The sequence below is a fragment of the Paenibacillus validus NBRC 15382 genome (assembly GCF_004000985.1).
Taxonomy (GTDB): domain Bacteria; phylum Bacillota; class Bacilli; order Paenibacillales; family NBRC-103111; genus Paenibacillus_G; species Paenibacillus_G validus.
This window is the reverse complement of the sequence record NZ_BIMH01000014.1, coordinates 1-13,072: the sequence shown is the minus strand read 5'-3', so window position 1 is coordinate 13,072 and position 13,072 is coordinate 1. Positions and strand designations below refer to the sequence as shown.

Annotated in this window: 13 protein-coding genes and 2 riboswitches; of the genes, 3 read left to right on the top strand and 10 right to left on the bottom strand. The window is 50.3% G+C overall.

The annotated features are described in order from the left end of the window. Nucleotides 1-88: 88 nt before the first annotated feature. From PVA01S_RS11740 to PVA01S_RS11700, 9 genes are all read right to left on the bottom strand, one after another. Complete coding sequence (locus PVA01S_RS11740) at nucleotides 89-403, bottom strand: hypothetical protein (RefSeq protein WP_127607734.1); 315 nt, start codon at nucleotides 401-403, stop codon at nucleotides 89-91. A gap of 46 nt (nucleotides 404-449) precedes the next feature. Next, the gene (locus PVA01S_RS11735; protein WP_127607843.1) at nucleotides 450-2,267 is read right to left on the bottom strand and encodes an APC family permease; all 1,818 of its coding nucleotides are present in this window, start codon (nucleotides 2,265-2,267) and stop codon (nucleotides 450-452) included. Between the two features lie 223 nt (nucleotides 2,268-2,490). Continuing rightward, nucleotides 2,491-2,679, bottom strand: a riboswitch (cyclic di-AMP (ydaO/yuaA leader). 87 nt (nucleotides 2,680-2,766) lie between these two features. Continuing rightward, nucleotides 2,767-2,967, bottom strand: a riboswitch (cyclic di-AMP (ydaO/yuaA leader). Nucleotides 2,968-3,223: 256 nt separating this feature from the next. Continuing rightward, the gene (locus tag PVA01S_RS11730; RefSeq protein ID WP_127607732.1) at nucleotides 3,224-3,454 is read right to left on the bottom strand and encodes a cold-shock protein; all 231 of its coding nucleotides are present in this window, start codon (nucleotides 3,452-3,454) and stop codon (nucleotides 3,224-3,226) included. Nucleotides 3,455-3,524: 70 nt separating this feature from the next. Further along, nucleotides 3,525-3,725 (bottom strand): cold-shock protein, encoded by a 201-nt coding sequence (locus PVA01S_RS11725; RefSeq protein ID WP_054796919.1) that lies wholly within the window; start codon nucleotides 3,723-3,725, stop codon nucleotides 3,525-3,527. Nucleotides 3,726-3,995: 270 nt separating this feature from the next. Continuing rightward, a complete protein-coding gene (locus PVA01S_RS11720; RefSeq protein ID WP_010493958.1) occupies nucleotides 3,996-4,220 on the bottom strand; it encodes a helix-turn-helix domain-containing protein in 225 nt (74 codons plus the stop codon). Nucleotides 4,221-4,455: 235 nt separating this feature from the next. Then, nucleotides 4,456-4,929 carry a large-conductance mechanosensitive channel protein MscL gene (gene mscL, locus PVA01S_RS11715; RefSeq protein ID WP_127607730.1) on the bottom strand — a complete coding sequence of 158 codons (474 nt, stop codon included), beginning with the start codon at nucleotides 4,927-4,929 and terminating at the stop codon, nucleotides 4,456-4,458. 90 nt (nucleotides 4,930-5,019) lie between these two features. Then, nucleotides 5,020-5,787 carry a peptidoglycan-binding protein gene (locus PVA01S_RS11710; protein WP_127607728.1) on the bottom strand — a complete coding sequence of 256 codons (768 nt, stop codon included), beginning with the start codon at nucleotides 5,785-5,787 and terminating at the stop codon, nucleotides 5,020-5,022. 318 nt (nucleotides 5,788-6,105) lie between these two features. Further along, nucleotides 6,106-6,738 carry a YcnI family copper-binding membrane protein gene (locus tag PVA01S_RS11705; protein ID WP_127607727.1) on the bottom strand — a complete coding sequence of 211 codons (633 nt, stop codon included), beginning with the start codon at nucleotides 6,736-6,738 and terminating at the stop codon, nucleotides 6,106-6,108. 177 nt (nucleotides 6,739-6,915) lie between these two features. After that, complete coding sequence (locus PVA01S_RS11700) at nucleotides 6,916-7,893, bottom strand: phosphotransferase (protein ID WP_127607725.1); 978 nt, start codon at nucleotides 7,891-7,893, stop codon at nucleotides 6,916-6,918. A gap of 224 nt (nucleotides 7,894-8,117) precedes the next feature. On the opposite strand from PVA01S_RS11700, the gene PVA01S_RS11695 reads away from it, so the two are divergent. The 3 genes from PVA01S_RS11695 to PVA01S_RS11685 are packed head-to-tail and all read left to right on the top strand — an operon-like array spanning nucleotide 8,118 to nucleotide 12,516. Next, nucleotides 8,118-9,449, top strand: a complete 1,332-nt coding sequence (locus tag PVA01S_RS11695) for a glycosyltransferase (RefSeq protein ID WP_127607723.1) — start codon at nucleotides 8,118-8,120, stop codon at nucleotides 9,447-9,449. A 41-nt stretch (nucleotides 9,450-9,490) separates the two neighbouring features. Continuing rightward, complete coding sequence (locus tag PVA01S_RS11690) at nucleotides 9,491-11,344, top strand: CotS family spore coat protein (RefSeq protein ID WP_127607721.1); 1,854 nt, start codon at nucleotides 9,491-9,493, stop codon at nucleotides 11,342-11,344. Nucleotides 11,345-11,376: 32 nt separating this feature from the next. Continuing rightward, the gene (locus tag PVA01S_RS11685) at nucleotides 11,377-12,516 is read left to right on the top strand and encodes a glycosyltransferase family 4 protein (RefSeq protein ID WP_127607719.1); all 1,140 of its coding nucleotides are present in this window, start codon (nucleotides 11,377-11,379) and stop codon (nucleotides 12,514-12,516) included. Nucleotides 12,517-12,790: 274 nt separating this feature from the next. Here the strand turns inward: PVA01S_RS11685 and PVA01S_RS26955 are convergent. Further along, the coding region (locus tag PVA01S_RS26955; protein ID WP_176587339.1) for a hypothetical protein at nucleotides 12,791-13,072 on the bottom strand (282 nt) is incomplete at its 5' end.

Sequence of the window (13,072 nt, the reverse complement as noted above, 5' to 3'; positions counted from 1 at the left end):
TCTGAAGCAGGACCTTCGCAATTGCGGAGGTCCTGCTTCAGATTCGTGCGGGGCAGGGGGCCGCCGGCACAAAAATCTTCGCTTGATATTACGGATAAAAGGATTCGTTCTTCAACCAAGTTCCACCCTCATCGGTGCTCCGGTAAAACATCGTTGCCGACCGGAGCGCTCCCCGTGCCGCCTCTTCGACTGAAGCAAACCTATTGTCCGTTGAAACGTACGGGTTGGCATTATCCGCTCCTCTATAATAATGACTTAGTTCATAAAAGTAATGACCGGCTTCATTCTTCAGGATTTTAATTCCGACTTCTTTACCATCAATGCGAGCCTTTAAAGCCTGGACGACCTCGTGAACAGCTTCAATATCAGGATGAAGATTCGCCAGCTCAAATAAATTCAACATCAGGTGCCTCCATTCGTGGATTTTGGTCTGAACGCAGCAGCTCTAATTAATGCTTCAAATGAAAAGGTACCGTCGAAATCGTAACGTCTTTTCGATTTAATAAATAGGCACGAATTAATATACTGGATTGATTATGCAGAAAATTGTGCCACCAGCTCCTTGTAATAAATTGCGGAATCATCACCGTTACATAATCCGTCTCGCTGGTTTTCCATTCAATTGTATCGATAAATTTAATTAAAGGTCTCAGTATGCTCCGATAACTGGATTTTAAAATAACAAGCCGAATGCCTGAATTCCACTCCTCCCATTTTTTCTCCATCTTCTGTGCATCATCGTCGTCAAAAGCAACATAAACGGCAATAATGTTCTCTGATATCGACTTGGCATACCCGATCGTATTTAAAACGACCCGATTAACCCCTGCCACCGGGACAACGATCACATTTCCTTTGGTCACTGGCGTCTCTGCTTTCGGATCAATCCGCAGTTCATTAGCCATATTCAGGTAATGCTTGTGGATACGAATAAAGAAATAGATAACAACCGGAAGGAAAAGGAATATGATCCATACTTGTGAAAATTTTGTAATCAAAAAGATTAAACAGATGGAGAACGTTGTGATCATTCCGATTGTATTGATTAAAAAGCTGATAGCCCAACCCTTCGGTTTCATTTTCCACCAGCGGCGCATCATTCCTGTTTGGGACAAGGTAAACGGAATAAACACGCCTAAAGCATACAAAGGAATCAGGCCTTCCGTATGTCCCTGAGCAATAACAATTAAAATAGCCGATAAAACACCGAGTACGATGATCCCGTTTGAAAACCCGAGTCGATCCCCTCTGGCGGTAAACATACGGGGCATAAATTTGTCTTTTGCCATCATGTAGGCAAGCAGCGGAAATGCGGCATAGGCTGTATTCGCAGCGAGAAATAAGATCAAAGCCGTAGAAGCTTGTATGGCATAATACATGGGCCCCCGGCCAAACGTGGAAGCGGCGATTTGGGAAACGACGGTTTCTTCAGGTCTCGGTGTAATGCCATAGGTATAGGCTAGAAAACTAATCCCCATAAATAAGCTGCCTAAAATAAGTCCCATCATCATCAGGGTTCTTGCCGCATTTTTCTCCGCCGGTGCCTTGAAGTTAGGTATTGCATTAGATACGGCCTCAACCCCGGTCAATGCGGAACAGCCGGAACTGAAAGCCTTAAGGAGTATAAATAAACTAATTCCCGAGATTGCCATATCATGAGTTTGGGGCGCTGCAGAAACACCGCCTGCAGCATATTTATATAACCCGCTCAGGATAAGAAGCACAATTAGAGTGACAAACAGGTAAACCGGATAAGCAAGGATAGAAGCCGATTCCGTGGTTCCCCGTAAATTCATGATGGTCAAAAAAGCAATCATCACAATAGCAATGAGAACACGATGGTCGTGAAGGCCAGGGAAAGCGGATGTGATCGCATCGGTTCCAGCAGAAATACTAACAGCCACAGTTAAAATATAATCAACTAATAAGGATCCCCCTGCTAATAAACCGACAGGCACCCCCAGATTCTCCTTCGATACGATGTATGCCCCGCCCCCCGTCGGATAAGCATATATGGTTTGGCGATAGGAAAGAATTAAAATCGTTAATAACCCTAATACAGCAATGGAAATCGGAATGGAATACCATAATGCCACAAAACCTACTGTCATTAAAACCAGCAATATTTGTTCCGTGCCGTAAGCAACAGAAGACAGTGCATCCGATGATAATACGGCAAGAGCCTTAAATTTGCTCAACTTCTCTTCCGCGAGTTCTTCGGATTTCAAAGGACGACCGATTAAGAACCGTTTCAAAGCAGACATCATCTTGAATGCTTCCCCCTTTTGAAGCCGATTCTCTGCTTCATGATTTGGATATTTTACCCGATGTTGCTGTGTTTTTATCCACATTAAATATCAACTCCTAAAGTCACAAACGGTTGTACATCTTCAAATCCTAAAGAGACATAAAAAAAGAAGCCTGACAGAAGAGGACTCTTCTCGCGGCTTCCTGGGTACGGCAAAAAAACCGTATCTTTCGCACGACAAAATCGCCTCTCTTTTTACGCTTACGAGGTTAGCTGACGGATTCGGACGTAAGAGTCGCCCTATTCTAAGCAAATGTACAAATGTACGGGATTGCTTTAGAAATTCACCCCAAAGTAATAAGCGGTGTAACAACCTTGCCCATTACCGAATGGTTCCCCCGATCCCCTAAAGGACTCAGCGATAAAGACGCATTTCATTTTTGATATCCCGGTTTTTGGCAATAAAAAGCCACAGAGGCGCTTCCCCTGTGGTCACGTTAGACGATCACAGTTTCCCCATCTCCTCCACACAACGCTTACGAGGTTAGCTGACGGATTCGGGTGGTGAGAGTTGCACCCTACCTCGGACAAAAACACTACCGATGTTTGTGTCCAAGGATTCACCCCTTCAAACTTTGATTTTTGGCTCTCACACCAATAAGCAAAGCTCGAGTTTGGTTCCCCCGCTTTCCCAAAGGGAAATTAAGCGAATTAGAATTAGAAACGTTATTTTGTTTTCATGAGTTGTATCATACGCTTATTCAAAAAAGCTGTAAAACAGATGAAATCAAGATATTAGACATCGTTTTGATAAAACGACGCGTGATACCGCTTACATATCATGCGGTCTTTTATTTCATGCTTTTTACTCGATGAATCGCGTTTTTTCTTTTCCCCAACAACCAAAAAGCCTTCATCTCACGATCCCTCTTATAGAGGAAACGTAAAAAGAAGGCTTGATTAGGGGGGCGACAGCTAAGAAATCTGCACACCTTTTTTAAGTGATTTAAAGTCGATGTTCGAGTTTAAGAGCAACGGCAGTATCTTCATGCTGCTTACCATCGGAGCAAGACACTGTCGGCAAATCGGCTGACATTCAAAGGCAAAGTTGTCACGAATCCAACCCTTACAGTCTTCATTTTCACATGACCAAATCATCGTATTTTCCGTAGGGATATCCTCTAACAATTTTTTCCGAAAATACATGATGAACCCCTCCTTATGATCCAAAAGAAAAGCTGCCCTCCATATTTGTTAGGGCAGCTTGCTTTGGGTTTTACAGCTTTACAACATTTTCGGCTTGCGGACCGCGATTTCCTTGTACGACATTGAATTCAACACGTTGACCTTCATCTAACGATTTGAAACCATCGCCTGTGATTGCACTGAAATGCACGAACACGTCGTTGCCGCCTTCCACTTCGATAAAACCAAAACCTTTTTCAGCATTAAACCATTTCACTGTACCTGTTTGCATAATATGACCTCCAAATTTTTATTTAACATGTACTTTTTATTTTTGGAAACAAATAAAAAATTCACACATTGAAAAAGGTACCATCGCACAAATGATAACCCTTTGCAATATGTGAATCAAGGTTTCAAATATATGATTAAAGTAATCATACCACACTCAAACGCAAAGGGCAAGTTTTTCTCTCCTCCACAAACCAAAAAGCCCTCGTCTTACGATTCTCCGCAAAGAAGAACCGTAAAAAGAAGACTTTGTTAGGTCCATTGGATTTCCTCAGATCTGCAGCTCCCCAAGCTTAATCAGCTCGACAACCGCTTGCGAACGCCCTTTTACATTTAATTTCTGCATGACGTTGGAGATATGGTTGCGTACGGTTTTCTCACTGATAAACAGCTGCTGCGCGATATCTTTCGTCGTTTTGTCCTGCACCAGCAGTTCAAATACTTCGCGTTCGCGATTGGTGAGTAAAAATTTACTTTTGTGATCGCTGCCCTTCAAATGTCACCCCTCCTTGCCCGGGTTTTTGTATCAATACAAGGTCTAGGGATACAGTCAAATTCAGTTTATGAAGGGTCACGTATACTGGTGCGGCAACCGTCCAAAAATGGGCGAGACGATGAGGCATCGCAACTATTGGCGGGGAATCCGCCAGGGTACGGTTTCCCGGCATACGGTTATGGTTACATCTTAAGATACCCAAAATGGAATGGATCTACTGAAGTGCCGCTATGGATCAGGCTTGTCCGTTCGCTTGCGCTTTCACGACAGCCGTGCAATATTTGCAGCGAATCGCTTTCTTCGGGATCTCGGATAAACATTCCGGGCATTCCTGCAAGCCGGCTTTCGGATCGGGCTTTGCCTCCTCCTTCTTGCGCAGCCGGTTCAATTGCTTCACGGCAATGAAGATGACGAACGAAATGATCAGAAAATCAAGCATTGTACTGATAAACAAGCCGTAGTTTAACGTCGGCGCCGACGCTTTCTTGGCATCTTCCAGCGTAGCGAAAGACCGGCCGTCCAGACTGATGAACAAGTCCTGGAATTTTACACGGCCCAGCAGCAGGCCGATCGGGGGCATAACCAAATCGTTGACGATGGACGTGACCACCTTGCCGAAGGCGCCGCCGACAATAACCCCGATCGCCAAATCAATCATATTGCCCTTCATGGCAAACTCTTTAAATTCTTTCCAGACCGTTGCTTTCATCTCGTTCAAACCTCCGTTTTTTTTATTAGTTTATAACAACAAACAAGCTCCCGCAAAGTTTGTGCTTTGCTGGAGCTTGCTCTGGTTTGGTTATTTAGAGATAAACATCTGTGTAAACATTTTGCCGCACGGACCGCCGTCGACGATGCCGACGCCGATGTGCGTGAAATCGTTACTCAATATGTTGGCGCGGTGTCCGGACGAATTCATCAGCGCTTGGTGTGCGGCCTCTACCCCTTTGTTGCAGGCGATATTCTCGGCGGCGTTGCGGTAGCTGATGTCGAACTGCTTCATCATATCGAAGGGCGAGCCATACGTCGGGGACTGGTGGGAAAAATAATTTTTATCCACCATATCCTGACTTTTCAACTTCGCCACATGGGACAACTGCGGATCGACAGTCAACGCCGGTAAGCCGGCCTGGGTACGCGCCCCATTGACCAAGTCGATCATCTGCTGCTCCTCCGCGCTAAGCTTGTTGTCGCTTGGCGGCTGCGGATTCGGAGCCGGAGCCGGGGTTGGCGTTGGCGTCGGAGCGGGCGCAGGCTTCTTCGGAATTTTCAAATTACCGTAAGCCCATAGGATCGATTGCAGCGTCTTATCGTCGACCGCCCCCGTTACCGGAAGGCCGTACGCCTTCTGGAACCTCTTGACCCCGTTCTCCGTGACGGGTCCGTAATAACCCGATATGGAGCCGGAGAAATAACCGAGCGACTTCAACATCCCTTGCACAGCGTAAACATCTGGTCCTTGGGCGCCTTTGCCGAAGGCGAACACCGTTCCTGAGACGGCAAAGCTAAGCAGCAGAGCGATCGTAAGCAGCAGTGTTGTTTTCTTCGTTCGTAATCGGTTAAACATGTGAATTTATTCCTCCTGAACAGAAGTGAGATGGGGCTGATCGATTGCCTACTTCCAGCATCCCCCGACGATTGCAATATTATGAACGGATATTCGGCCGGTTTCTCCACGCTTGCCGAAGCAGGCAGCAGGCGGAATCCGTGGAGCCGCGATCCGGTGAAGCGGAGCGGTATCGGCCGATCTGACGGACCGTATAAGAATGGGTTGTAGGGGAATGCGCGGATGCCGCAGGAGAAAGCGCCGCCGTTCTGCCGACAACGCAAAAAGCCTGCTTCTCCCGGAAGGAAGAAGCAGGCTTACCGCGAATCGGAAGTTCGCTTATTTCTTGCGCACCAGTGAAACAAGCAGAGACGCTGCGCTCAGCACAACGGCTGCGATCGATAAGTAAAGCGGCGTGTTCGATGCCCCGTCAGTCGAAGCTGCGGCTGGCGAATCGCCCGCTGACGGCGCTGCGGTATGTCCGTGGCTATCGGCTGCCGCACCTGCCGGCTTCGCATTCACCTTCGTCACGGAAGCCGGCTTGTCCGAACCTTCGGCGCCGACCCATTCGACTACGCTGCCGTCTTTATAAGTCTGATACGCCTTCCACGTAATCGCGGTAGCCGTATCGGCGACTTTGCCCTGCATGTAAAATTCGCCGAATTCCGTCGGTCCAAGGCCTTCTCCGGTTGCCGTCCAGATGACGCCGCTGATTTTATCGCCTTCTTTGGTCAGCTCGTACTTCCAGCCGGGCTTCGGCTCGAAGCGGGAAACGGTTACCGCGTCCAGCGGAAATTTCACTTCAACCTTTACGGTCGGTTCGTTTTTTTCCGACGGTACGCGGACAGTGAATTTCTCATAGCTTCCCTGTGTCGTTTCTTTCGGTTGCACGGTCACGTGAGCGCTTGCTAAGCCCGACAACAAGAGAGATAAAAGCAGGACGAGTCCAAACGTGAATGGCAGCTTTTTCATTTCCAAATTATCCCCTTCCCTGGTTACAACGATCAGTATTTCCATTCGTAATATATCGTAAACCGCTGCTTGGAAGAATGACTCAACCGGGCTATTTTTCGTTGTCTTTTTGGACGTTTTGTGACTGAGCGCATTCGGGCATGATCGCCTGCCGCTTCTCGCGCTTACTCCGGCCAATCAGAGTTGACTTTCCTGGGCCAACCGCACCACCCGCTGCCCGCCTTCCGCCAGCATCGATCGGATGAACGGCAGCTGTTTGCGATAATGTTTACGCCAGCTTTGCGCCGGGCTCGAGGCATTGGCGGCATGGCACAAGAAGAACAAGCTGACTCTGGCTGCCGCGATGGGCATAATGGCTGCTTCCTCCTCGGTCAACTTCCCGTAGCCCCGGAGAAAACAACGATCAAACGTATCCGCATGCTCGGGAAGCAGCAAGTTAATGACCCACAGCGCATAGGCGATGTCTTGAACACGCTGTCCCTGCTGCATAAAATCAAAATCCATCACGAGGCAAACGCGGTCTTCCGCATAACACTGATTCCAAAAATGCCAATCGCCGTGAAGCGTCGTGCAAGGCAAGCCGCTTGCGGCATCCCCCCACTGATCCAGCACCCGCCGGGTCAGCTTCTCGGCCTCGGCCCGTTCATCCACCGGTATACCGGACAAGCTGCGCATCCGCTCAAGCGCTTCCGTATAATAGGCCGCATCGGCATAGAACGACCACGAAGGACGGGGGCCTGCCGGAACTTGGACAAGCGATTCGTGAAACGCTCTTAACATGCGGGCGCTCTCAAAAACCTGCGCTTCTCTGCATTGAAACGAATCCGCGCTTACGAACGGAGTCACCTGTACCAGTTTTTCCTTATATCGGATAAACGGATCGCCTCCCACCGCCGTCAACGGGCACGCAGCGGGAATGCCGTTCGCACGCAGAAGCGCAATTGCCTGCCGGGCATGCCCCAAATGCTCCGGAGCGGCAGAGCGGTTCAGCACCCGGACCGCAAAGGTTCCGTCGGACGTTGTCATTTTCATGTTCACATTGAATGAACCGCCCAGCATACCGTCAAATCGGATGAATCTGCCCAATTGGAATCGCTCGCATACGAACTCCAGCAGCGCGTCGTCGAACGGTTTAGAAGGTTGGGAGCTTTCCATAGCGTTCACTCCTTGACTTGGAATAGGTGACCCCAAATGCTTCACCTCATAACCACTGCCAAACTTATTGGTACTACACTATATTCGCCTTCTGCAAAATTTTAATAGGATATATGCGTATTTAATAAAATTTTACAGCCTATCCACGAATGCACCTATCATTCCCAATCCATGAGACATATGCATGAGTATAGGTACGCCCCATCCTGATTGGAGGTGAAGTCTTGAAAAAAAGCAGACGCGCGTTACCTAAAAAATCCGTAATTCCGCTCAAAAAAAGAACGGCGTACAACGAAAGCACGATTCCGAAGTCATATGCCGGAATCCGAAAACGGCGGGCTAAGGCGGGCCCGCTCCGTTTGATTCTTCCCAGATCCGGGCTGGAATTCCCCGCCCCCCCCCTTCGGGTTCTGATGGTACTCGATCAGTTGAATATCGGCGGGACGGAAACCTATACGCTGTCTCTAACGAGAGAACTGCTTCGAAAAGGAGCCTCCGTCTTGATCGCCGCCAAAAAAGGAAAGCTGCTGGAGCCATTCCTGGGGCTCGGCTGCCCGGTATACGAGATTGATTTCGTCGGGGACGACTACGAGCGGGATGAGGCCAATCGCAGCGCCTACATGGCCATGCTTCAATCGATTATTCGAACGGAGAAGATCGATCTCGTCCATGCCCATCAAGTTCCCTCCGGGATCGTAGCCCTGGAGGCGGCTCGAACGCTGCGGGTGCCGTTCCTGTTTACGGTCCACGGCACTTACTATGATCCCGCATTTTTAAGCGTTCTAAGAAGAAGCGCGACCGTAACCTGTGTCAGTCCCGCCGTCTTGCGCATGCTTCAGAACGCGGGGATCCAGGCCTTTGTCGTTCCGAACGGCGTCGACCCATCGGAGTACCATCCCCTGGACACCGCTTACCGCTCTTATCTCAGGTGTAAATTAGGGCTTCCGCAGCAAGCCCCGGTCGTCATGTATGCAAGCCGCCTGTCGTGGGAAAAAGCGGACATTTGCGAAGAAACCATTCATGCTTTGACTCTGATGAAGCAAACCGACTACCCCGACCTGCAGCTGCTTATCGTGGGCGGCGGTAAGAAACAAGACGAAATCCAACAGATCGTCGAAAGCAAAAACGAACAAACGCAATCCCCGTTCATTCACTATGCCGGCGAGATTTTGAATATGAACGCCTATTATTCCATTAGTGATTGTGTCATCGGAACGGGAAGAATCTCGCTGGAGGCCATGTCATGCGAGCGCCCGCTTATTGCCGTAGGCAGCAAAGGCTTTTGCGGTCTCGTGAAACCGCAGCGGTACGAACAGATATGGAACTGTTGGTTCGGCGATCATGACGCCGATCTCCCCTTAACGCAAACCTTATTGACGGAACACGTGAGAAAAGCGCTGCATGAAGATCGGACGGACATCGTCCGGAACGTGCGGTCCGGAAGGTCGTTCGTGATCGACCGTTTCCATATTTCACAAACTACGGATAAGCTGATCGACGTGTACGCGCACATGCTCAAATCGAGGAAAGATGCCCGAATTTCCGATTTGTCGTGAATACATGTCGAATCGCTGAACTTGATGATGGAGTGATGACGTTGGAAGAGTACAGAATCGGTCCATGGGACCATCTGGAAGGTACAGTTGACCCGGGGATTGTCTTGGAACAATATGTTCCGCCCGAGCTGGAAGCGATCGCTTGGAAAGTCGCCGAGCTTTACGAGATGAAGGTCTCGGATATGACGCTTGTCACTTCGAAGCCTGACAAAGGCGGCGCTATCTGGAAAATGAATACCGATCGCGGTCCGCGCAGTATTAAGGTGCTCCACCGCGAACCGAAACGGAGCCTGTTCAGCGTCGGCTCACAGGAGTACTTGGTGAATCAGGGGGCACGGGTTCCGTCCTTGATTCGGACGAAGGATGATCGGCTTTATGTAGAGGCCGGCGGTAAGCTGTGGATCGTCACGGAGTGGATCGAGTCGCTCGTTCAGGCGTCCAAAATCGATTTGGAAGGCGCTGCCCAGCTATGCACAGGGCTTGGCGAATTCCACAAACTGTCGCAGGGCTACGTTCCGCCGTTCGGCGCTGCGCGTTCGACCCGGCTGCCGAGATGGCCGAAATATTACGAGAAAATTATTGCCAAAATCGGCTGGTTTCGAGATATCGCCCAAGCGTACCCGGAACTGTCCGCCAGCTCCCGGTTGTTGTCAATCGTTGACGATTACGACCGGCAGGCCCGGGAGATTTATGAGAAGTTTAAACTGTCGTCTTATCCCCGGATGGCAGCCATGGGCGATCCCCATTGGGGCTTGGCCCACCAGGATTACGGTTGGTCAAACGGGCAGATGGGTCCTGGCGGGATTTGGATTATCGACTTGGACGGCGTGGCGTATGACCTGCCGATCCGCGATTTGCGCAAGCTGATCACCAGCACGATGGATGATATGGGAGTGTGGGATTTAACCTGGATTCGCGGCATGATTGAAGCTTACCATCAAGCCAATCCGATCGACCGTGAAACCTTCGAGCTGCTGTGGCTTGATATGGCGTTTCCGAATGAATTTTATAAACATGTAAAAGAAATCGTTTATCAGCCGACCCTATTCATGGAGACGGAATTGAACGGCATTTTGGACCGGGTTCTGATTGCCGAGAGCACCAAATGGCAGGCGCTGGCCGAGCTGGAGCAGGACAAAGCGAATTACGTCCCTGGCCATTATCCGGAGCAGGAAGCGGCTGTGCTGCTGCCTGTCGAACGGACAGAGCGCGTGCTGGAAGGCCAAGAGCTTCCCATGCCGGAACTGCTCCCGCCCGCTGCCATGGTCGAACCGGTTACGACCCAGCCAAATATCATTCCTATCAGCCCGATGGAGCCGGTCGCCGTTTTGCCTCTTATCGAAACAGGTCAACCGACTCGACGAATCGCAGCGTCGCGTCCTCGACGTACCGCGAAGGACAAATCGCAACGTCGAAACGCGAAGGCCCTGCCGCCACAGCGAAATACGAAGACCCGACCGGCTCGTCAAGACGTGAAGGTCCTACCGTTAGCTCGGGACACGAAGGCCCAACCGGCTGCACAAGACGCAAAGGCTCTACCGGTTGCTCAAGACGCGAAGGCCCAACCGGCTGCGAAACGCAGAAGGAAGCCGGCCAGCTCCCAGAAAAGGTCTGCAGCGAAAAAAAGCGTACTGAAAAAGCAAGCTGCAAAGAAACGAAGCGTCCAAAAAAGCGCCTCCCTGCTTAAACCGGCCGTACGCGTAACACCGCCCAAACGCCGGACGAAACCTGACCGCTCGAAGCAGGCCCTGAAGCTCGCACCCAAACAGAAACAAAAAACAAGCCAAACGAAGAAGCCCGCCGGCGTCTTCAACCCGAATAAAAATAGGGCCGGGAAAACGACTCGCGTTCGGAAACCCGCCGCCGCCAATAATCGAAAGGCAGCTAGGCGGTAACGGACATTTTGAGACAGGATGGTGAGCTAAGAGTGAATGTATTGATGATTTGCACGGAAAAACTGCCTGTACCGAACATCCGAGGCGGAGCGATTCAAACGTACATCGTCGGAGTGGCCGGTTTATTGAATAAGCACCACAACCTTACGATTCTCGGACGAACGGACCCCGAATTACCGAATGACGAAGTGGTCAACGGAGTCCGTTATGTCCGTGTCCCTTCCGATGGCCTACTGGAGGTATACGCCGAAGGTGTGCTGGACTTCGTTTCAAGATTCGGCGGGAACTATGATCTGATTCATATATTTAATCGGCCGAAGCTTGTATTGCCCGTAAGGAAGGCAGCGCCCAGCGCCAGAATCGTATTAAGCATGCACAACGATATGTTTAACTCCGCCAAAATTCATCCCAGCGAAGGCGCCGCCGTCGTCGAAGTGACGGAGCGTATCATCACGATCAGCAACTATATCGGAAATGAGATTGCCGCTCTTTTTCCAAATGCGAGGGCTAAAGTGAAGACGGTTTATTCCGGAGTCGATTTAAACCGGTTTTCCCCTTGGTCGGAATCGGAATCGTCGCATCGCGATAGAGAGACGATCCGGTCCGAATACGGACTCGGATCTAAAAAAGTAATTTTGTTCGTTGGCCGGTTATCACGAAATAAAGGTCCGCATGTTTTGGTGAAGGCGATGTCCCAGCTCTCGCATAAGGATGCTGCGCTTGTCGTTGTCGGAGGTGCCTGGTACAGCGACAACTCGATCAGCGATTATATCGCTTACGTACGGGCGCTTGCCGAAAAATCACCGATACCCGTCATTACGACCGGTTATGTGGAAGCTCACGACGTACACCGCTGGTTTAATGCGGGAGATGTGTTTGTGTGCACCTCGCTGTGGCAGGAACCGCTGGCCAGAGTTCATTACGAAGCGATGGCAGCCGGGCTACCGTTTCTTACTACGGCAAGGGGGGGCAATCCCGAGATCGCAGCCGATCCGTTCGGCAAGCTTATTCAGAACCCGGAAGATCCGGCCGAATATGCCCAGAAGCTGAATGTGCTGTTATCGGATCTGCAATCGGCTCGTCGTCACGGACTCCAAGGCCGCCGTTTTGTCGAGAAGGGCTTTACTTGGGACCGGGTGGCCAGGGACATCTTAACCGTCTGGCAGCCGTAACCATGACGCTCTCCCTATCCGCCATGCAAGCTGAGCTTGCATGGCGGAGGACCGGAGGTTTGGCTGCAGCGCGCGTCCGAGCCACGAAACACTTATAGCCTCATTCATAAACGGTCTCTATGGACCGTAAATAAAAGAGGCCTGCAGGCAGGAGGCTTGTTCGATTTATTGGGCTGCGCGATTGGAGAGACGGGCGAGTGGCGCTGCTTGCCCGTCCCTCCAATCGCGCAGCAGCGGAAAAGAGTGGATCGTTTCAAGACGAAATTACAGCAGGTTAGTCAGTTTCGTCCTCATCTTCATCTTCATCTTCATCTTCGTCCCCGTCTTCTTCTTCGTCTTCATCTTCATCTTCATCTTCATCTTCGTCCCCGTCTTCTTCTTCGTCTCCGTCTTCGTCTTCGTCTCCGTCTTCATCTTCGTCCCCGTCTTCTTCTTCTTCTTCGTCTCCGTCTTCATCTTCATCTTCGTCTTCGTCTTCGTCCCCGTCTTCATCTTCATCTTCGTCCCCGTCTTCATCTTCATCTTCGTCCCCGTCTTCATCTTCGTCCCCGTCTTC

Bases quoted from the DNA above. Each gene is read 5' to 3' on its own strand.
- PVA01S_RS11740 (WP_127607734.1), bottom strand. From the start codon at position 403: ATGTTGAATTTATTTGAGCTGGCGAATCTTCATCCTGATATTGAAGCT.
- PVA01S_RS11735 (WP_127607843.1), bottom strand. From the start codon at position 2,267: ATGATGTCTGCTTTGAAACGGTTCTTAATCGGTCGTCCTTTGAAATCC.
- PVA01S_RS11730 (WP_127607732.1), bottom strand. From the start codon at position 3,454: ATGTATTTTCGGAAAAAATTGTTAGAGGATATCCCTACGGAAAATACG.
- PVA01S_RS11725 (WP_054796919.1), bottom strand. From the start codon at position 3,725: ATGCAAACAGGTACAGTGAAATGGTTTAATGCTGAAAAAGGTTTTGGT.
- mscL (WP_127607730.1), bottom strand. From the start codon at position 4,929: ATGAAAGCAACGGTCTGGAAAGAATTTAAAGAGTTTGCCATGAAGGGC.
- PVA01S_RS11710 (WP_127607728.1), bottom strand. From the start codon at position 5,787: ATGTTTAACCGATTACGAACGAAGAAAACAACACTGCTGCTTACGATC.
- PVA01S_RS11705 (WP_127607727.1), bottom strand. From the start codon at position 6,738: ATGAAAAAGCTGCCATTCACGTTTGGACTCGTCCTGCTTTTATCTCTC.
- PVA01S_RS11700 (WP_127607725.1), bottom strand. From the start codon at position 7,893: ATGGAAAGCTCCCAACCTTCTAAACCGTTCGACGACGCGCTGCTGGAG.